Origin of the sequence: Bradyrhizobium shewense (genome assembly GCF_900094605.1) — a bacterium.
In the GTDB taxonomy this organism is placed as follows: domain Bacteria; phylum Pseudomonadota; class Alphaproteobacteria; order Rhizobiales; family Xanthobacteraceae; genus Bradyrhizobium; species Bradyrhizobium shewense.
The window spans coordinates 1-19,992 of record NZ_FMAI01000024.1 but is presented as its reverse complement, the minus strand read 5'-3'; the positions used below and the strand labels follow the sequence as shown (position 1 = coordinate 19,992).

Below are 19,992 nucleotides of genomic sequence, written 5' to 3'. Positions count from 1 at the left end.
CAAGGAGCCCATTCTCAGGGTCGCAACGCATCCAGCCGTTCCTTTGCTTCGCGAATACCGCCCCTGTATGCCTTCGCGTAGAGTTCGCGCGCCTTGGCCGCTTCGCCGCGAGTTCCATAAGTACCCCAGGCGGATAGAACCGCCGGATCGTAGGTCTCGGCGAGCATGAAACTTGCCTGCGCAATGTCTTTCTCAGCCGCGAGCTCGAGTACAATGCGTGCTGCACCAATATTTCCCTGATCGAGCAGCGCCCTGGCACGCGGCATCAAACGGGCCTCCGCCTCGTTCTTGACTGCGTCGGTCGGTGGCGCCGCCACTTCCACGCTCCGCGTCGCCGGCGAGACCGGGGCGGCATTTGCTCGCTCGGCGAGGACGCGCTCATGGGTGGAGCGCCGTGCAAGGTCTCTCTCCCTGGCCTCGGTTTTGCTCAGCTCCTGTTTCAGCGACTGCCGCAGTTCACTGATCTCTCGTTCGGCTGCCTGTCTCTGCTGCCGGGTCGCATTTTCGGCCTCGCGAAATTGCACGTTGCGGGTTTCGATCTCCCGGCGCACTTCGGCAAGTTCGCTCTCCAGCGCAGCGGCGTGCGCCTGAGCCTCTTCGAGAGCGCGGCGTTGTCGATCGGCATCGACACCTGCTGCCTGTGCTGCTTTGGCTTCCGTGACGAGAACGGCATTCTTTTCTTGCTCTTGCTGCAGGGACTGCCGCAGTTCCGCAATCTCCAGGCCCGCCGTCGGGCTTTGCTCCGCGGTCGCAGCTTCCGTCATAGGCAAGCGGCGAGGCATTCCGGCGAGTTCGCTCGCGAGCGCGGCGGCGCGCGACTGCGCCTCGTGGCGTTCCTGCTCAGCGCTCGCCGCCGCTGCCTGCGCGGCGTTCACCTGCCTTGCGCGGACGGCGCTATTTTCCCGCTCGCGCTGCAGAGACTGCTCTAGTTCTGCGATCTCCCGCTGCGCCGCCTCTCTCTGCTGCGCGGCCACATCCTCCGCCTTCCGCGATCCTGCGTCGCGGGCATCGATCTCGCGGCGGAATTCGGCAACTTCGTTCGCAAGCGCAGCGTTGCGCGCTTGCTCCTGTTGCAGCGACTGCCGCAACTCGTCCGCCGCATTTTTTGCCGCGTGCGCGTGCTGGACCGCCTCGTCAAGTTCCCTGCGCGCCTCGTCCAGTTCACTGGCGCGCGCATGACTGTGCAAAGCATCTCGATCGGGCCCTGGCTCAGGCTGCACCATGCCTGCCGGCACCGTGTACGTCAGGGCTCCGCTCGCTTCGCGCTGAAGGAGCGCTTGCGACCCCGCCCCTATTTCCGGCCGTTGGTCGAAGCGGAGGGCATTCTCGCCGCCGATTTGCGCCATTTCCGGAATCGTTCGTGCGCCGAAAGTGTCGAACACACCCAGTAAGGCCGCTCCAATCAGGATCGCGGGAAGCAAAATGACAGCCGCTGCGAGCGGATTGCCCAATGGTTCGCCCTCTGGGTCAATGTCCTCAGTTTCGGGATACCAATGGGTCGGCTCGGCGTTGATTGGAGCACCGTCTTTGGAGACCCATTTGCCTGCTTGAGGCGACCAGCGAGCGAGGTCAACAACCCCGGTCGCATCTTCCACCCAGATGTCTTCTCCGTCCCTGGGTGCAGTATCAATCGGTCGGCGCATCGATCACGCCTCTTTAGATAACGGCTAGAGCGGTGCGATTACCCCGCCTGTTTCGCAGTTCGGCATGGAAGAAAAATCCTTTAGATCGGAAAGACCTGGCAGACACCGCGCCCGAAATTAAATAATTAAATAAATTATATATTTTGAACCAAATGCGGAGTCAAATTAAATCAGCCTGGTACGGCAGGAGGGCGTCAAATCAGGCGCGCTGGCTCCCTGTTGGCATCGTCTTCACTGCCCAGTCGGGTACGTTGCCGTCCACGGTAAACCAAAGCTCGTACATCGTATGGAATATGGGCAGGGCACGGCGAACATGCGAAGCTGACGTTTTCGCAGCGTCTCGGAGCTGAGGAGTAACCGATGCGCCTTGCATTGCCCTATTTGGGAATTGGCGTCTGCTTGTCTCTTGCGACCTGGCTGGCGGTGGGGCTTGTATTCGAGTGACGGTTTTCCACCACGAGCGTTGATCTCCACGTCACTTATTCCGCCGGTTTCTTACCAGCCGTCTTGCCGCGACCTCGCGCAATTTATCATTCGGGACTACCCGGCCACCCGGCCCCCTATTTCGTCAGCTTGGGCTCGCCTGCTAAGGCAATACCGTGCAGGAGGCGCCGGCAACAATGTCGGCGACAGCGCGCCGAGCATCTTCCTCGCCTTCAAAGGCGGCCAATCGTGCTCGCGAGGCGCGCGTCAGCATGACAGGCTTGCGGGTGTTTTGCGCCACGTGTCAACGTCGTCGCAACGGCGGATGTCGTCCTGTGCAACCCGGCACTCGCGCCCGTCTTTGGGAACGAGCGCTCATGTCGCATCGCGGCAATGCAACATCCGTTGCGCTGGGCGACCATGAAGAGACGGCGAAACGGGAACAGGGTCTGCCCCACCGCATTCGGATAGGCCTTGGCAACGCGGCGGCTTCGCACGCGATCTTCTCGTCACACGCGAGCATGTCGAGATAGCGCGTCAGCGGCGGCGTGTAGAATGGCAATAGAGAGACTGCCCTCAGACCCAAGCCGACCGCCTTTCCTTCAAACCCGCCAAGCCTGCCCAAAGCATCAGCGATGCAACGGCAAATCGGCATGGCCCCCCGCTCTATTCACCAAGGAACATGGTCTGCATCCCGCCGTTGCTCCAGCCCCACGGGAGGAAAGTTCATGTCCAAGACATCGCTCGCCGAGATCGCGAAGGAAATGGCCGACATCGACATCGCCATTCTTTCGACCCACACCGAGAACGGCGAAATCGCCAACCGTCCCATGAGCAACAACGGCGATGTCGCCTACGACGGCACGTCTTATTACTTCGCCTATGAACAGACCCGCACCGTATCGGACATCCAACAAAATCCGAAAGTCGCGCTCGGGTTTTCGTCGGAAGCGGGCCTCTTCTCGAAGGGGATCTACGTCGCCGTCGAGGGGACGGCCGAACTGATCCGGGACAAGGCGGCTTTCCAACAGCACTGGACGAGCGATCTCGACAAATGGTTCGACCGCGGCATCGGTACGCCGGGCATCGTGCTGATCAAGGTCAAAGCCAACCGCATCACTTATTGGAAGGGCCGTGAAGAGGGTGAGGTTGCGCTCTGATCGACTCCGTGACGGTGCGGCGATTCGTTGATTGGTTCTTCCGGGGCCGCGAAACAGGTGCCATCACCATCGCGCAGTGGCCGAATCTTCTTCTTTGGATCGTTATCGTTGCGGGCCTTCTGCTTTGGATCTGGCCTTCCGCAGGCAAAGTCAGCGCCGGCTTGACGAACGTCATGAAGGGCGGACTCGTCGTCTGGGGCGCCGACGAGGTCTTCCGCGGCGTGAATCCCTGGCGGCGCTGTCTCGGCGCTGCCGTAGTCGTCTATGAGTTCATGACGCTTCTGCCGTGAATCCACGAACTTCAGTCCATCACCTGATCGGCACCGATCAGAAAACTTTCGGGGATCACGAGGTCAAAAGCCTTGGCCGCCTTCGAATTGGTCTTCCGTAACGGACCGGCATCCAAGTCTCTTTCAGGATCGCTGGCACGTTAGCATTCTGCCAGCGTTTTGCCCGACGGGTCAACTTGATCGCAGCCGCGACTGCCGTCGCAATGCGGTTCGAAAATCCGTTATCAATCAAGGAGACTTCTACTGTGCATGGGCTTGTTTTTCGACTTTTTGTCTTGGGCCCCGAGAAAAATGTGCACCGCTCACTCCGCCTGCAGGATCTCCGCAATCGCCGCGCCTGCGGCGATGGTGCCGAGCTTACCGCCGACGTCCCGCGTCGCCCTGCCCTCGCCAATCGCCTTCGCCACCGCCGCCTCGATCGCGTGCCCGGCCTCTTCATAGCGGACCGCACCAGTCTTCTCGCCGTGCCAGGCCAGCAGCAGCGCGGTCGACAGGATCAACGAAACGGGATTGGCGACGTCTTGGCCTGCAATGTCGGGGGCCGAGCCGTGCGCGGCCTGCGCCATCGCGTAGCGCTCGCCGACATTGAGCGAGCCGCCGAGGCCGAGGCTCCCCGAAAGTTCGGCGGTAAGATCGGACAGGATGTCGCCGAACATGTTGGTGGACACGATGACGTCGAAACGATCGGGACTGCGCACCACATGCGCCATCATGGCATCGACCAGGATGTCGTCGACGTTCAGTCCTGGATAGGCCTTCGCCGTCGCGCGGCAGATCTCGAGAAACATGCCGTCGCCGATCTTGAGCACATTGGCCTTGTGCACGATGGTGAGGTGCCTCTGCCGCTTCATGGCGAGGCGGCATGCGGCATGCGCGATGCGCTCACAGCAAAGGCGTGTGATCCTTCGCAGCGAGATCACCACATCGGGCGTGACCAGCATCTCGCCATTGCCCTGCTCCAGATTTCGGTCGGCGTAGAACCCCTCGGTATTCTCGCGGACGACAACGAGGTCGAAATCACCGAGGCGGCCGGGCCGCCCCGCATAGGTGCGCGCGGGCCTGATATTGGCGTAGAGGTCGAGGTTCTTGCGGAAGTATCTGGACGGATTGATCTCGCCATGCACCTCGTCCTTGAAGTCGAACGTCGCGGTCGGACCCAGGATCAGACCGTCGGCGGCGCGGACGATGTCGAGCAGCTCGGGGCGCACGGTCGTGCCTGATAGCTTCAGGCTCGCATGCCCGACCGCGTGCTCCTCCAGGCGCAAATTAAGCTGGAAGCGCTCGGAGGCCGCGCGCAGCACGCCCGATGTCGCGGTCGTGATCTCGGGTCCAATGCCGTCACCGGGCAGAACGACGATTTGCATGGCGATCCCCTGATTTTTGCAGCAGCGGCGCGATCATACGGCAGCGCGAGGCGGCATCGCCCCACCTTCACGCATACACAGCATGCAAGCATATGCCTGTGGAAGGCGGCCCCACCGTAGTACATGCGAAATGACCGACTTGAGCCGCGCCGCCGGAGCCACGCGCCAAAGCAATGACGATCACGTTACCTGCCGCCGCGCGCGAGCCCGACCACACCATCTCTGACGGCCTCCCCGCCGCGCAACGGCGCTGGGCGATCGCCGCGATCTTCACCGCGCTGGCGATGGCCTCGCTCGACACCGCGATCGCCAACATCGCCCTGCCCGCCATTGCCGCCGATCTACATGTCTCCCCGGAGCAGTCGGTCTGGGTGGTCAATGTCTACCAGATCGCGCTGGTGGCAACGCTGCTGCCGCTGGGGGCGCTCGGCGAGATCGTCGGGCACCAGCGCATTTATCTCGGCGGCCTCATCCTGTTCACCATCGCCTCGCTGTTCTGCGCGGTGGCGTGGTCGCTGGACAGCCTGCTGGTCGCGCGCACGCTGCAGGGGCTGGGTGCCAGCGGCATCATGAGCGTCAACACGGCGCTGGTGCGCTTCGTCTATCCCGGCCGGATGCTGGGCCGCGGTTTTGGCCACAACGCGCTGGTGGTCGCAACCGCCTTCACCTTCGGCCCCACGATCGCCTCCGCCATCCTGGCCATCGGCCCGTGGCCGTGGCTGTTCGCCGTCAACATCCCCTTCGGCCTCGTCGCGATCGGCATCGGCTTTGCGATGCTGCCGAAGACGCCGCGCGCCGATCACGGGTTCGACTTCCTCGGCGCGATCCTGGCGTCGGCCTGCCTCGGCCTGTTCATCACCGGCATCGGCAGTGCCGCGCATAATCTGTCGCCGGTGGTCGTGGGCATCGAGCTGGTCACGGCCCTCGCGCTCGGCATCATCCTGATGCGCCGTCACGCCGACCACCCGGCGCCGATGCTGCCGATCGACCTGTTCAGCCGGCCGATGTTCGCGCTGTCGGCCGCGACCGCAGTGTGCTCCTTCGCCGTGCAGGGCCTCGCCTTCGTCTCGCTGCCGTTCTATTTCGAGGACGTGCTCGGGCGCTCGCAGGTCGAGACCGGCTTCTTCATGACACCGTGGCCACTGGTGGTCGGCATCATGGCGCCGATCGCGGGACGCCTGTCCGACCGCCACGCGGTCGGCCTGCTCGGCGGCATCGGCCTGGTGCTGCTCGGCCTCGGCATGGCGCTGCTTGCGACGCTTCCGGCCAACCCCGCCATTGCCGACATCATCTGGCGGATGGTGATCTGCGGCATGGGCTTCGGCTTCTTCCAGGCGCCGAACATGAAGGCGGTGATGTCAAGCGCGCCGCCGCATCGCAGCGGCAGCGCCTCAGGCATCGTCGCGACCGCGCGCCTGACGGGACAGACGACGGGGGCGGCCCTCGCGGCGCTCTGCTTCGCGCTCGCCGGCCACGACGGCGCAACCGTCGCGCTGGCGCTCGGCGCCGGCTTTGCCGCACTCGGCAGCGTGATGAGCTTCCTGCGGCTGGCGGTGAAGTAGACCGAACGCGCTGGCGCGCCTCATCGGCCGGCCCGCCTTCACGGAGCCTTCTGCGCGATGGGACGGCTCACGATTGCCGCGGCATCGAGCGGCTCGCATTTGATCGTCCGTGTCAGCTTTGGCGGGCCGTTCCAGCCCGCGGTCTCGCTCAGGGGCGCAAACGTGCCTCCTTGCGGCGCCAGAATGATCGGCTCCGACTTCAGACAGAGATCCGGAAATGCGAGGCCATGGCGGCCGCCTTGACTGAACCGCCCAACCAGCATCTGGGAGGCCTGCATCCGCGTCGCCGGCGAGGCCCGCATCGTTCGGTCGGGGTCGAACGCGCGGTAGCACGGCCAATCGGTGTGGTTCGCTTCGAACTCATAGACGATCCGGCAAGCCGCGCCAGCCGATTTCACGAACGGCGCATCCAACGGCGCGGCGGCATCGCGTTCGAAAACCAGGGTCTGCAGCGTCAACACTTCGGTCGTCGCGTGGGACACGTCGGGCTTGCCCGGCTCGATCGCTATTTCCCCTCGCGAGAACACCAGTTTGGTCTTCGGTCGCGCCTCCCTCGTCTCCAGCACCAGAATGGGTCTCTCCGCCCACGAGCGGTCCAGGTCCACGTCGCCGTTACCCATCGTCAGCCGCGCATTGCCAACGGAAGGGTTGTCCCTGGCGAAATCGATCGTGCGAAGGTGCACGCTCGACTTCGACGCCTCAAGGCTCAGGAATCGCAAATCGTCCACCTTGCGCGTGATCGGCATCATCGGATCGAAGCGATCGTCGATGTTGAACCGGACGATCTTCTTCAGCTTGGCCGAGAGAGGCCCTTTGGCGGCGAGCGGCGGTGCCACGTCGATCACAAGCAGGGCACCGTCGGGTGAAAAGCTGTTGCCGAAGGCGCGCTGCCAGGCGGCGGTCAGCAGCGAATCCGTCCGCTGATCGATGTCCCGCGCGAAATAAATCTGCTGTCCGGCGCGAACCAGTGGAAAGTTCTGAAATGCACCGAGCGCCGCGCCCTTGCGAACCTCCGGTTCGGGGAAGGTGACGCATTTGGACTGGTCGTCGCCTCCGGACTCCTCGACCTTCCTGGACGCAGAGCGGGAGCAGAAGCTCAGATGCTGCTCCTTTGTCTTCTGTGTGCTGATCGACGTCGCGTAGACGAGATCCGGACTTCCGGGCACTTCCATCGGAAGCGGAGAGGTCGCGAACATGTCGACCTCCACCCTGCTGAGCGACGGGCCCGCATCGACCGAGCAGAGATCCCGGGACGGCAGGGTATTGGTGAGAAGGCGCGCCGCATCGGCGCCCACGATACACGACATGCTGTCTTGCGGGTTGTTCCGGCTCATCCAGATCAGATGGTCCTTGCCCGCTCCGTCGACCAGGAGATGCGGTGCCGCGTGTCGACGGCGTGGCGGCAACCAGACCGGCATGGTCTCGGACAGCATGGGCTCGCGCTTGAGCAGCGCTTCCGGCAACCGCGTCACACCGACCGAGCGCAACTCAGCGCTGACGGCGTTGGGATCGGTCGTCCAGTCGAGGACGGGAACACTTGCGCAGGTGATGCAGGTCACCGCAAGATTGGAGCGGACGTTCTCGAACATGAGAATGACCTGATCGGGGTCGCTGCCGTATTTGGCCGGCGCGGCCGCCTTGAACGGATGATCCACCACACGGCTGACCAGAAATCCGTTCGACCGCGACGGGTCCGAATCGAATTCGAAATAGGTCGATCGGTCCCAGCCGCGATAGGCGTCGTATCCGCCGAGGCTCACGCCCGCCAGAACCATCTTGGAGTCGGTCTGACAGCGCGCCGCGCTGCTCTCCTGGCTGCCGTTTCGTATGTAGAGACAGAGTCGAAAAGCCGCGTTCTGCAGAATGCGGTCGCAATCGTTCTGGTTATAGCCGTAGGTCGCAAGGCCGTGGCGATAGCACAGGTCGTGAAAGACGCACGCCTGCCTGAAGCGCTGCAGGACGAGATGGCGCTTTTGGTTGGAATCCCTGCCGCCGTCGAAAAATATGTTGGCCCAGGGCGGCAGGCTGCAGTTCAAGCCCTCGCCGCTGCCACCGATGGTACTTACGACGTCCGGTCCCGATTGAAAGGCCGTGACGGTTGCGGGCATCTCACCGTCGGTGATGTCGTCGACGTTCTTGTAGATGGAGTCGGCGATGAAGGAAGGCAGATACGCGAGGACCAGCACCGCTACGACAATCAGCGCAACCGACCAGCGGATCACCTTCCTGAACATGGCCCACCCCATACCCGCGCGGCCAGACGCCGAAATCGCGGCAGGCCCGGTGTCGTCCTGATGACGATCAGCTTGAGGTTGTCCTGCTGTCAAGCGGGGATCTCACACATGACAGCCAGTTTGATTGCCGATGGCGCGCCGGGCAGCGCATCACAGCGTCGTGGGCGGTTCCATCGCTCCGGATGTCAGGCCAGATGTCGAGCCTCGGTCGCGCCCGCAACCACGGCTGGATTCGGGATTTGCTCGTCCAGCGCCGCCAGGCGCGCGTCGATGGCGGCGATGACCTTGCGCGAGAACGGTCCGAGATGGGCATAGGCTGCGATCATCTGGACCGCAATGCGCGCGGATGTCGTGTCGCGCTTGGCGCAGTTCATGAAAGTTTGCCACAACGGTCCACGCGCCTCGGGAAGGGCGGTGACCACCTTGTGCACCGTCTCCATCGCACCGAGCTTGGCGCGGATATCGCCTTCGGCGAGCTCGTGGCGCTGCCGGGACCGGTCGAGCAGCGTCATGAGGCGGTCGACGCGTCCTGAATAGGCAGCCGGGCTGTAGACGTGCTCCAGCACCCGCTTGTAGTCCGTCAGGATGTCGCGGAGCGGGCGCACGGGATCGAAATTGATTCCAGCCGTGCACTGATCGGCGCCGATGGTCGGCGCCACATCGTGGCCCGCGTGGAGCCGGCCTTCGCGCTCCAGGCGGCGCGTCAGCTGCGTGTTCGGCAAGGCATAGAGCAGTCCGACCATGCTGACGGGAATCGCCGCTTCCTCGATGAAATCGATCATGGCGTCCGCCATGGAGACCTTTTCATTGTCGAAGCCGACGATGAAGCCAGCGGTGACGAGCATGCCGGCGGCGTAGATCTTGTGGATGCTCTCGGCGATGTTGCGCCGCGTGTTCTGCTTCTTGCGCATCGCGACCAGCGTCGCCGGATCCGGACTCTCGATACCGACGAAGATAGCGAAGAAATTCGCCGCCCCCATCAACTCCAATAGCTCGGGATCATCGGCCAGGTTGACCGAGGCTTCGGTCGACAATTCGAACGGATAGCCGTGGGTCCGCTGCCATTCTGCGAGTTTCGGCAGGAACTGCCGCAGCGACTTCTTGTTGCCGATGAAATTATCGTCGACGAAGTCGAGATGGCCGCGGTAGCCCATCTGATAGAGCCTCTCGAGCTCGACAAACATCTGCTCGATCGTCTTGGTCCGCGGCACGCGGCCATAGAGCTCGATGATGTCGCAGAACTCGCAGGTGAAGGGACAACCGCGCGAATACTGCACACCGAGATAGAGATAGTCCTCGAACTTGAGCAAGTCGAAACGCGGCACCGGCGTCTTGGTCACGTCCGCCTGGAATTTCGGTGCGGTAAAGGTGCCGGACCTCGCGCCACCCTCCCAGGCCGCAATGAATTCGTCGATGACGCTCTCGGCCTCGCCGAGCACCCGAAAATCGGCCCGCTCATAGATGTGGGGGCTTGAAGTCGGGTCGGGACCGCCCACGACCACCGGCTTGCCTGCGGCACGACAGAGCTCGATCAGGCGCAGCGTGTCGGCCTGCTGCGGCATCATCCCGCCGGTGAAGACGACATCGGCCCAGGCGAGATCCTCGTCGTTGAAGGGCGCCGTGTTGCAATCGATCAGCCGGACGGTCCAGCTTTCGGGCAGCATCGCGGCAACGGTGATCAGGCCCAAAGGAGCGGCCGGGCGCTTTACGCCCAATACCTTGCAGGATTCGCCAAAGGTCCAGAAGGACTCTGCCGAGAACAGCGGGTACAGCATCAGCACGTTGGGACTCGGCACGTTCATGGAACTCCTTCTGGCGTCGGCGCAGTGTATCAAAGCGCCCGCGTCTTGCACCCCGGCAAAAGGGACAAACTGTCGCCGTAGCCTCGACCGGCCATGGAACCGGCGTTCACAGCTGGGCGTCGCCTCAGACCCATGGATTGGCGCCCGCGGAAGGACGACCGAATCAACCATGATGGAGGACGAGACAAAACACCACCCTCCCTACAATCTTCCCTCGGCGGCGTAATTCTTCGTATTTCACCCCTCGGACTGTTGATTTGAACAGTTCCAGTTTGCCGGACACATTGCGCCCCTGAGTTCAATCGGTGGATTGGGCCAATCAGGGGACTGCGATGGCAAACCTAACAATCAACGGAAAAACCTTCACTCTCGACGTCGAGCCGGATACGCCGCTGCTCTGGGCGATTCGCGAGAATGCCGGCCTGACGGGCACCAAATACGGTTGCGGCATTGCACAATGCGGCGCCTGCACCGTGCACATCGAAGGCGTCGCCACCCGCTCCTGCGGCGTCTCGGTCAGCGAAGCCGAGGGCAAGAAGATCACCACCATCGAGGGGCTCGCCTCCGGGGATACGCTGCACAAGGTACAGGAGGCCTGGATCGCCCAGGACGTGCCGCAATGCGGCTATTGCCAGAGCGGCATGATCATGGCGGTGGCGGCGCTGCTGAGCGAGAAGCCGAAGCCGACCGACGCCGATATCGACGAGGCCATCACCAACATCTGCCGCTGCGGCACCTTCCAGCAGGTGCGCGAAGCGATCCACACGATCGCAAGCGCGTAAGGAAATCCCCACATGAATAAGCATATCTCGCCGCGGCTCAACCGCCGCGCCTTCGTCATCGGCACGGCCGCTGTCGGTGCCGGCCTCGCCATCGGCCTCGACCTCCCCTTCGGCGGCCCCGCCGTGGTCCGCGCGGCCGACGGCTCGCCCGAGATCGGCGCCTGGGTCGTGGTCAGGCCCGACGACACCGTCGTGATTCGCATCGCCCGCTCCGAGATGGGCCAGGGCTCGCTCACCGGTCTAGCCCAGCTCGTCGCCGAGGAGCTCGAATGCGACTGGACCAAGGTCACGACCGAGTATCCGACACCCGGCCAGAGCGTCGCCCGCAAGCGCGTCTGGGGCGATTTCTCGACCGGCGGCAGCCGCGGCATCCGCTCCTCGCAGGACTATGTCCGCAAGGGCGGCGCCACCGCACGCGTGATGCTGATCCAGGCCGCCGCCGATGCATGGAAGGTGCCGGCCTCCGAATGCGCGGCCGCGAACAGCGTCATCACCCATACGCCATCGGGCAAGACCACGACCTACGGCAAGGTCGCCGAGGCCGCCGCCAAGCTGTCGCCGCCGGCGGACGTCAAGCTGAAGGATCCGAAGGACTGGAAGCTGATCGGCAAGGGTGTGAAACGGCTCGACACCGTCGACAAGACCAACGGCGCCATGATCTACGGCGCCGACATCAAGCTGCCGGGCATGCTGAATGCCGCGATCAAGGATTGCCCGGTGTTCGGCGGCAAGCTGAAGAGCTTTGACGAAGCCAAGATCGCCAGCATGAAAGGCGTCAAAAAAGTCGTCAAGGTCGGCGATACCGCGGTCGCGGTCGTTGCCGACACCTGGTGGCACGCCAAGACCGCGCTGGAGGCGTTGCCGATCGTCTGGGACGAGGGCGACAACGCAAAAGTCTCCAGCGAGTCGATTGCCAAGTGGCTGGCCGAAGGCCTCAACAACGACCAGCCGGCCTATGTCGGCAACAAGAACGGCGACGCGAAAGCGGCGATTGCGAGCGCGGCGAAGAAGGTCGAGGCCATCTACAGCTATCCCTACCAGAACCACGCCACGATGGAGCCGATGAACGCCACCGCGCTCTACACCGCGGACAAATGTGAGGTCTGGTGCGGCACGCAGAATGGCGAGGCGGCGTTCGCGGCGGTGCTGGAGGCGTCCGGCCTGCCGGCGGACAAGTGCGACGTGCACAAGGTGATGTTAGGGGGCGGTTTCGGCCGGCGCGGCCAGACCGACTATGTCCGCCAAGCCGTCATGATCGCCAAAGAGATGCCGGGAACGCCGGTCAAGCTGCTGTGGTCGCGCGAAGAGGACATGGCGCATGGCAGGTATCACCCGATCACCCAATGCAAGATGACCGGCGCGTTCGACGCCAACAACAATCTGGTCGCGCTGCACTACCGCCTGTCCGGGCAATCGATCCTGTTCTCGCTGCGCCCCGAAGCGCTGCAGAATGGCATGGATCCGGCCGCCTTCCAGGGCGTCGCCCAATCCGGCGAAGCTGCGTTCGGCTATTCGGTGCCGAACCTGCTGGTCGAGCACGCGATGCGCAACCCGCACGTTCCGCCGGGCTTCTGGCGCGGCGTCAACGTCAATCACAATGCGATCTACATGGAATGCTTCATGGACGAGCTGGCCCAGGCCGCAGGCCAGGACCCGCTCGAATTCCGTCGCAAGCTGATGGGCAACCATCCCAAGCATCTGGCGGTGCTCAATGCGGTCGCCGAGAAGATCGGCTGGACCACACCGGCGCCGCAGGGCGTCTATCGCGGCATCGCCCAGGTCATGGGCTATGGCAGCTATGTTGCCGGCGCCGCCGAAATCTCGGTGACCGACGGCAGCAAGATCAAGGTGCATCGGATCGTCGCCTCCACCGACCCCGGCTACGTCGTCAATCCGGCGCAGGTGGAGCGGCAGATCGCGGGCTCCTTCGTCTATGGCCTCTCCGCGTTGTTCTACGGCGGCTGCACCGTCAAGGACGGCAAGATCGAGCAAACCAACTTCGACACCTACAATTCGATGCGCATCAACGAGATGCCGAAGGTGGAATCGGTGATGGTGCCGAGCGGCGGATTCTGGGGCGGTGTCGGCGAGCCGACCATCGGCGTCGCCGCGCCGGCGGTGCTCAACGCGTACTTCGCCGCGACCGGCAAGCGCATCCGCTCCGTGCCGCTGCGGGACCAGAATATCACCTTCGCCTAAAAGCAGCCGCGGCGGTCCTATCGGCCGCCGCGGCATTTTGCGGACAAGATTCATGAATGCGCCGGTGACACGGCGGAATGCCGTTCTCGGCATCACCGCCGCGGCCACATCGTTTGCCGTCCCCTCGATCCTGCGCGCGCAATCGGCAGGCCGCATCGTCGTGGTCGGCGGCGGCTTTGGCGGCGCGGCCTGCGCGCGGGCGCTCAAGCGCGCGCAGGCGGGCTTGCAGGTGATGCTGATCGAGCCGAACAAGACGTTCACGTCGTGCCCCTTCAGCAACGAGGTGATCGCCGGCCTGCGCGAGATCGAGGCGCAGCAGTTCGGCTATGACAGGCTCGCCGCCGAGGGCATCACCGTCGCCGCTCAGGCTGCGACGGCCGTCGACGCGCAAAAGCGCAGCGTGACGGCCGCCGATGGCGCCACGTTTGCCTATGACCGCCTCGTGCTCTCGCCCGGCATCGACTTCCACTTCGAAGCCCTGCCCGGCTATGACGACGCCGCATCGGAGAAGATGCCACACGCCTGGAAGGCCGGCGCGCAGACGCTGCTGCTGCGCCGGCAGCTGCAAGCGATGGCGGACGGCGGTACGGTCGCGATCGCAATCCCCGCCAATCCCTCGCGTTGCCCGCCGGCGCCTTACGAGCGCGCCAGCCTGATCGCGCATTACCTGAAGACGAACAAGCCCCGCTCGAAAGTTCTGATCCTCGACGCCAAGGACAATTTCTCCCAGCAGCGGCTGTTCGAAAAGGCGTGGAAGGAGCTCTACGGCGACACGATCGAGCGCGTCGCGCTATCGCAAGGCGGCCGCGTGACCTCGGTCGACCCTGCTACGAGGACCATCATCACCGAGTTCGGCAACTACACGCCAGATGTCGCCAATGTCATCCCGCCGCAACGCGCGGGACGCATTGCCGAGATCGCAGGCGTGGCGGACCACACCGGCTGGTGTCCGATCGATCCCGTGACCTTCGAGTCGAAGCTCGTCAAGAACATCCATGTCATCGGCGATGCCTGCCTGGGCGGCGGCATTCCCAAATCGGCGTCGGCCGCAAGCGGGCAAGGCAAGGCTTGCGCCGCTGCCATCGTCGCTTTGCTCGCGGGCCGAGCACCCGAGACGCCACGGCTGACCGGCGTCTGCTACAACACCGTCGCGCCAGGCTATGGATTTTTGCTTGCAGGCAATTATCAGCCGAAAGGCGACATCTTTGCCGAGGTCGAGGGCGGCGCGACGAGCCCAGTCGATGCCCCGCGCGAATTGCGCGCCCGCGAGGCGACCGAAGCCGAGCGCTGGTTTCAAATCATCACGGCGGACACCTTTGGCTAAATCCTTCGTCCATGGCGTGGCGCTGATCGCCGCCAGTCTCGCCTTCGTCAGCGTTGCGCGCGCGGACGAACTCGCCTCCTACAAGGTAGCCGGCGACGGCATAGTGGAATCGCTCACGGGCGCGCCAGGCGATGCCGTGCGCGGCCGCGCGCTAGTGCTGGCGCGCACCACGACCTGCATCCTCTGCCATTCCGGCCCCTTCCCGGAAACGCGGTTCCAGGGCGATCTCGCGCCCGACCTCACCGGGGCCGGGAACCGATGGTCGGCGAGCCAGTTGCGGCTTCGGTTGGTCGATGCGTCGCGCTTCAACGCTGAGACCATCATGCCGTCCTATTATCGCAATGACGACCTCGTGCGAGTCGGACGCAATTTCACCGGCAAGCCGATATTGTCGGCGGCGGAGATCGAGGACATCGTGGCTTTTCTTGCAACGCTTCGCGACTAGGACTGTTCATGCCAACCACGCGACGACAATTCTTGAGCCTCGCCGGAGGCGTCACCGCCGCCGGGATGATCCCGATCGTCACCCTGCGTCCGCTTCACGCGACGCCGGCGATGCTCAACACCGCGATCCGCAATGTCGTCGGCGAAGCGCCGATTCGCACCGGCAGGGTGAAGCTCGACATTCCGCCGCTGGTCGAGAACGGCAATACGGTGCCGGTGACGGTGAGCGTTGCGAGCCCGATGACAGCGGACGACCACGTCAAGAGCATCCACATCTTCAACGAGAAGAACCCGCAGCCGAACATCGGCAATTTCTATCTCGGCCCCTCCTCAGGCCGCGCCCAGGTCGCGACCCGAATCCGGCTCGCAGACACCCAGAAGGTGGTTGCGATCGCGCGCCTGTCCGACGACACGTTCTGGCAGGTCGCCGCCGACGTGGTCGTGACGCTGGCCGCCTGCACCGAGGAGATGAACTGATGGCCGCGCTCATCAACGTTCCCGCGAAGGCGAGACGCGGCGACGTCATCGAGATCCGCACGCTGACCTCGCACATTATGGAAACAGGCTTCCGCCACACTGTGGACGGCAAGCTGGTGCCGCGCGACATCATCACGAGCTTCACCTGCCGCTACAACGGCGCCGAGATCTTTCGCGCCGATCTGTTTCCGGCGATCGCGGCCAATCCTTATCTGTCGTTCTTCACGGTCGCCAAGGAAAGCGGCAAGTTCGAGTTCGAATGGATCGGCGACAACGGCTATTCGTCCACTGCGTCGGCGTCGATCACTGTCGAATGAGCGTTTGGCACGCGATAGCAGCAGCGGCCTTGTTCGCCGCGGCCCCTGCCCTGCTCGCCGGTGAAATCCCGCCCGATGCGCGCCGGTCCGGCTACTCCTTCATGGGCCCGGACACGCGCGCCATGCAGGATGACGACACCTCCAACCCGGGCATGCTGTTCGTGCTCGACGGCCAGTCGCTCTGGACGAAGAAGTCCGGCAGCGCCGAGAAGGCCTGCGCGGATTGCCATGGCGATGCACGCAGCAGCATGAAGGGCGTTGCCGCACGCTACCCGGCCTTCGACAACGCGCTCAGTCGCCCCGTCACGCTCGACCAGCGCATCAATCTCTGCCGCGCCACTCATCAGCAGGCGTCGCCACTGCCTTACGAGAGCCGCGACCTGCTGGCGCTGTCCGCCTTCGTCGCCCACCAATCGCGCGGTGTCGCGATCACCGCCGGCGACGATCCGCAAGCAAAACCCTTCGTGGCGCAGGGCCGCGACCTCTTCATGCAGCGCGAGGGCCAGCTCAACCTCGCCTGCACCAATTGCCACGACGACAATTTCGACAAACACCTCGCCGGCGCGCCGATCACGCAAGGACAGCCGACCGGCTATCCGCTCTACCGCCTGGAGTGGCAAACGCTGGGATCGCTGGAGCGACGGCTGCGCAGCTGCATGAGCGGCGTCCGCGCCCAGGCCTATGATTACGGCTCGCCCGAGCTGGTCGCGCTCGAGCTTTATCTGATGTCGCGGGCACGCGGCTTGCCGATGGAAACGCCGGCCGTGCGGCCCTGAAACAAAAGCGGCCGGCACAGGCCGGCCGCTTCGCAGAAGTTCGTGCCGCCTCCTATTCCGCCGGCGCGGCGGACATCTCCGGATGCGTGGCATAGTGTTCGCCGGCGCCGAGCTTGCTGGCCGCGAACAGGCCGGCGGCCATCGCGGCGTAGGCGAGCGCGACAGCGGGCGTGACCCCGAATCCGCCGCCGATGCCGACGGCCTCGCCATGCATGAAGCCGAAATAGGTCAGGACCGCACCGACCAGCGCGAAGCCTGAGGCCTTCTCGAAGTCGCGCTCGATGATGAAGACGCCGATCGCGCCCAGGATGAGGCCCCCGAGAATGGAGCCGCCGCCCATCACCTCCAGGCCGTGGTAGAACACGCCCTGCTGCGGCAGCGCGGCGATCGCGGCAGCCTTCACCGCGTCGGCTTTGTCGGCCGCCATGCCGCCGACGGTTGCCGCCGCATTCATGGTCGAGCCCAGCATCGTGTCGATCTGCAGCTTGGCCCAGGCGGCCAGATGCGGCGTCAGCGCCAGCACGATCGCGGGCGCGTGCTTGACCGGCGTGGTCTGAAACGCCTGCGCTCCGATCAGCATGCCGATGTAGAGCAGGATCGGCGAGATCGCGACCACGGGCACGAGTGCCAGCAGCACCGAGATGATGCCGAACCAGGCCAGCACGATCACCATGATGCCGGTTGCGGCGGAGTAGCCGATGCGGCCGCCCATCGCTTTCCAGCCGGGATGGCCGATATAGACGGCATTGATGAAGGGATTGCCCATCAGGCAGCCGATCAGGCTGACGACGCCGTCGGCCGTGAGCACCCGCGTGGTCGGATATTCGTCGCCGGCGGCTTCCGCGCTCTCGACATTGTCCATGGCTTCGACGAGGTCATAGATGCCGAATGGAATGGCGGTGACCAGGATGATGCCGAGGAATTCGAAGCCGGAGAAGACGTAGCCCACGGCGGGAATCGGCACCGAGAAGCCGAAATTAGCGAAGGCATCGCCGACGCCTTTTACGCTCAAGCCGCCGAGACCGAGACCGAACAGGTTCGAACCCCAGGCGATGATCATGCCGACGGCAATCGCGACAAGACCGGCGGGAATGCCGCGCGGATATTTCACGCCGCCGAACCAGCTCACCAGGATGATGGCGAAGCAGACGAGACCAATCTGCGGCGTCATATACATCTCCAGCGCTGGCCGCATCGAGATGAAGGTGACGGAAACGCCGGCAAGCGTGCCGAGCAGCGCTGCGCGCGGCGTGATCTTGCGGATGAACGGCGCAATGAAACCGCCGATCATGAGAATGAAGCTCTGGAAGAACACCCAGACCAGGCCGGCCGACCAGCCCTTGAGCGGATCACCGGTCTTCAGCGTGATCGGCAGCATGATCACGAAGGTGACGATGAACATGTGCGGCACGCTGACGCCCGAGGGCAACGCGCAGACGTCGTTGCGGCCGGTCTTCTGCGCCAGACGATAGGCGAGGTAGGCGTAGTAAAAGGTCGAGAGGCACATCATCAGCCCGAGCGCGGGCAGGATGCGGCCGAACACCAGGCTGTCCGGCATCTTCAAGACGAAGCGCAACAGCCCCGTGAGCACCAGCATGTTGACGAGGATGTTGGTGCCGAAGCCGAAAAACGCATTCCAGTCGCCCGATGTCCATAGTGCCGGCTTGAACTCAGACGTGTTCATCTCAGATTTGCCGGTCGTCCCCGCCAATGCGCTCATGACAATACCCCTATGTGGTCGAAACCTTCATTGCCTCCAGAACCGCGGCCGAGGTTGCGACCCAGCCGAAGATGCCGCCCTGGGCCTTGATCATCTTCAGGCCCATCTCGTGAAACTCGGGGAAGTAGGACGCGCAGCCGTCCGACATGACGACGCAGCGGTAGCCGCGGTCATTGGCCTCGCGCACCGTGGTGTTGACGCACACCTCGGTGGTGACACCGCACACCAGCAAATTCTCGATGCCGTATTTCTCCAGCACGTCGCCGAGCTCGGTGGCGTAGAACGCGCCCTTGCCGGGCTTGTCGATCACGATCTCGCTGTCGAGCGGATAGAGCTCGGGAATGATGTCGTGACCGGCCTCGCCGCGAATGAGGATGCGGCCCATCGGACCGGGGTCGCCAATGCGCAAAGACGGCGCGCCGCGTTCGACTTTCGCTGGCGGCGCGTCGGAGAGATCGGGCAGATGGCCCTCGCGGGTGTGGATCACCAGCATGCCGGTGTCGCGCGCCGCCGTCAGCACCGCGCCGATCGGCTTCACCGCGCGCGCAAGCTGGCTGACGTCGTTGCCGAGCGTCTCGCCGAAGCCGCCGGGCTCCATGAAGTCGCGCTGCATGTCGATGATGAGAAGTGCGGTGCTCGGCCAGTCGAGCTTGATCGGCTCGGGCTCGGCGCTGATGACGCCCAATGTCGGCTTGCTCGAGTCCAGCATGACGCCCGCCCCTCGCGAGAACTCTCTTAGCGGGAGTTCTGCAAGCGCCGTGCCATTGTGTACAATTGCGGTGGAGCGTGGGCGACGAGAGAATTTGAAGTGCGCTCAGACGGTTAGGACGCAGATCGACGTCTGCTCATTCCCTGTGCGACGGCTTCGCGAAGAGCATTTGCCTAAGGGATGAGCGGCCGATTGGCAGCATTCTTCCCTTCTCCCCTTGTGGGAGAAGGTGGCGCGAAGCGCCGGATGAGGGGTCTCTATCCGCGCGTACCATAGTCAGCGTCACCGCGAAGAGCGACTCCTCACCCGTCTCGCCGCTGCGCGGCGAGCCACCCTCTCCCACAAGGGGCCTGTTGCGTTATCGGCTTTTGAGGTTGAGGACGGCAGGAGAAGGGCCGTGGTTACGGCAATTGCCAGCCAAGTCTGTAAGTGGTCGCCCTCGGCGGGCGGCTCAGGCCGCGATCGTGGCCCACCGCCTCATGTTGAAGGCGATCGAGGCGAGCAGGACCTGCCCGCTTGCCTTCATCAGACCAACGTAGCGGATGCAAGTCAGTCGCATGCGGCGTTTGAGAGTGGCGAAGGTGGTCTCAACCTGGGCTCGTCGGCGCGCGATGAGGCGGTTGTAGCGTTTGAGCCTTGGCGGCAGTTCCGGATGATGTCTGTTGGGACGGAACGCGATGCGGGGCTTTTTGCCTTCTGCTTTCAACCGGGCTCGTCTGGCATGGGTGTCATAGGCCGCATCGGCCCACACCGCGGCTTCATCGCC

At 64.0% G+C, this 19,992-nt stretch carries 17 protein-coding genes; 10 read left to right on the top strand and 7 right to left on the bottom strand.

Going from position 1 to position 19,992, the window contains the following annotated elements; all coding sequences use genetic code 11:
• Positions 1-14 precede the first annotated feature (14 nt).
• A complete protein-coding gene (locus GA0061098_RS33180; protein WP_129591004.1) occupies positions 15-1,595 on the bottom strand; it encodes a coiled-coil domain-containing protein in 1,581 nt (526 codons plus the stop codon).
• A gap of 1,199 nt (positions 1,596-2,794) precedes the next feature.
• On the opposite strand from GA0061098_RS33180, the gene GA0061098_RS33175 reads away from it, so the two are divergent.
• Both GA0061098_RS33175 and GA0061098_RS33170 read left to right on the top strand, forming a co-directional pair.
• On the top strand, positions 2,795-3,226 hold the full coding sequence (locus GA0061098_RS33175) for a pyridoxamine 5'-phosphate oxidase family protein (RefSeq protein ID WP_091965647.1): 432 nt from the start codon (positions 2,795-2,797) through the stop codon (positions 3,224-3,226).
• Positions 3,227-3,240: 14 nt separating this feature from the next.
• Positions 3,241-3,516, top strand: a complete 276-nt coding sequence (locus GA0061098_RS33170) for a hypothetical protein (RefSeq protein ID WP_091965707.1) — start codon at positions 3,241-3,243, stop codon at positions 3,514-3,516.
• A gap of 302 nt (positions 3,517-3,818) precedes the next feature.
• Here the strand turns inward: GA0061098_RS33170 and GA0061098_RS33165 are convergent, their stop codons facing one another.
• On the bottom strand, positions 3,819-4,880 hold the full coding sequence (locus GA0061098_RS33165; RefSeq protein WP_091965646.1) for an isocitrate/isopropylmalate dehydrogenase family protein: 1,062 nt from the start codon (positions 4,878-4,880) through the stop codon (positions 3,819-3,821).
• 173 nt (positions 4,881-5,053) lie between these two features.
• Here GA0061098_RS33165 and GA0061098_RS33160 point away from each other — a divergent pair, with 173 nt between their 5' ends.
• Complete coding sequence (locus GA0061098_RS33160; protein WP_091965645.1) at positions 5,054-6,442, top strand: MFS transporter; 1,389 nt, start codon at positions 5,054-5,056, stop codon at positions 6,440-6,442.
• A gap of 38 nt (positions 6,443-6,480) precedes the next feature.
• Here the strand turns inward: GA0061098_RS33160 and GA0061098_RS33155 are convergent, their stop codons facing one another.
• Together GA0061098_RS33155 and GA0061098_RS33150 are read right to left on the bottom strand one after the other, a co-directional pair.
• Positions 6,481-8,676 (bottom strand): hypothetical protein, encoded by a 2,196-nt coding sequence (locus GA0061098_RS33155; protein ID WP_091965644.1) that lies wholly within the window; start codon positions 8,674-8,676, stop codon positions 6,481-6,483.
• 185 nt (positions 8,677-8,861) lie between these two features.
• Complete coding sequence (locus GA0061098_RS33150) at positions 8,862-10,478, bottom strand: B12-binding domain-containing radical SAM protein (protein ID WP_091965643.1); 1,617 nt, start codon at positions 10,476-10,478, stop codon at positions 8,862-8,864.
• 332 nt (positions 10,479-10,810) lie between these two features.
• On the opposite strand from GA0061098_RS33150, the gene GA0061098_RS33145 reads away from it, so the two are divergent.
• The 7 genes from GA0061098_RS33145 to soxA are packed head-to-tail and all read left to right on the top strand — an operon-like array spanning position 10,811 to position 16,797.
• A complete protein-coding gene (locus GA0061098_RS33145) occupies positions 10,811-11,260 on the top strand; it encodes a (2Fe-2S)-binding protein (protein WP_165637755.1) in 450 nt (149 codons plus the stop codon).
• Between the two features lie 12 nt (positions 11,261-11,272).
• The gene (locus GA0061098_RS33140) at positions 11,273-13,459 is read left to right on the top strand and encodes a xanthine dehydrogenase family protein molybdopterin-binding subunit (protein ID WP_091965641.1); all 2,187 of its coding nucleotides are present in this window, start codon (positions 11,273-11,275) and stop codon (positions 13,457-13,459) included.
• A gap of 52 nt (positions 13,460-13,511) precedes the next feature.
• Entirely contained in the window at positions 13,512-14,783 is a 1,272-nt protein-coding gene (locus GA0061098_RS33135) for an NAD(P)/FAD-dependent oxidoreductase (RefSeq protein ID WP_091965640.1), read from the top strand.
• Positions 14,776-15,228: a sulfur oxidation c-type cytochrome SoxX gene (gene soxX, locus GA0061098_RS33130; protein ID WP_091965639.1), complete on the top strand. Its 453-nt coding sequence runs from the start codon at positions 14,776-14,778 to the stop codon at positions 15,226-15,228. The genes GA0061098_RS33135 and soxX overlap by 8 nt, the downstream gene beginning before the upstream one ends.
• Positions 15,229-15,236: 8 nt before the next feature.
• Entirely contained in the window at positions 15,237-15,704 is a 468-nt protein-coding gene (locus tag GA0061098_RS33125) for a SoxY-related AACIE arm protein (RefSeq protein WP_091965638.1), read from the top strand.
• A complete protein-coding gene (gene soxZ, locus GA0061098_RS33120; RefSeq protein WP_091965637.1) occupies positions 15,704-16,021 on the top strand; it encodes a thiosulfate oxidation carrier complex protein SoxZ in 318 nt (105 codons plus the stop codon). The genes GA0061098_RS33125 and soxZ overlap by 1 nt, the downstream gene beginning before the upstream one ends.
• On the top strand, positions 16,018-16,797 hold the full coding sequence (soxA, locus tag GA0061098_RS33115) for a sulfur oxidation c-type cytochrome SoxA (RefSeq protein ID WP_165637754.1): 780 nt from the start codon (positions 16,018-16,020) through the stop codon (positions 16,795-16,797). Before soxZ ends, soxA begins: the two co-directional genes overlap by 4 nt.
• Before the next feature lie 52 nt (positions 16,798-16,849).
• On the opposite strand, the gene GA0061098_RS33110 is transcribed toward soxA, so the two are convergent.
• From GA0061098_RS33110 to GA0061098_RS33100, 3 genes are all read right to left on the bottom strand, one after another.
• The gene (locus GA0061098_RS33110) at positions 16,850-18,517 is read right to left on the bottom strand and encodes a regulator (protein ID WP_091965635.1); all 1,668 of its coding nucleotides are present in this window, start codon (positions 18,515-18,517) and stop codon (positions 16,850-16,852) included.
• 10 nt (positions 18,518-18,527) lie between these two features.
• Positions 18,528-19,226: a cysteine hydrolase family protein gene (locus tag GA0061098_RS33105; protein WP_091965634.1), complete on the bottom strand. Its 699-nt coding sequence runs from the start codon at positions 19,224-19,226 to the stop codon at positions 18,528-18,530.
• Positions 19,227-19,677: 451 nt separating this feature from the next.
• The coding region (locus GA0061098_RS33100; protein WP_143109032.1) for a transposase at positions 19,678-19,992 on the bottom strand (315 nt) is incomplete at its 5' end.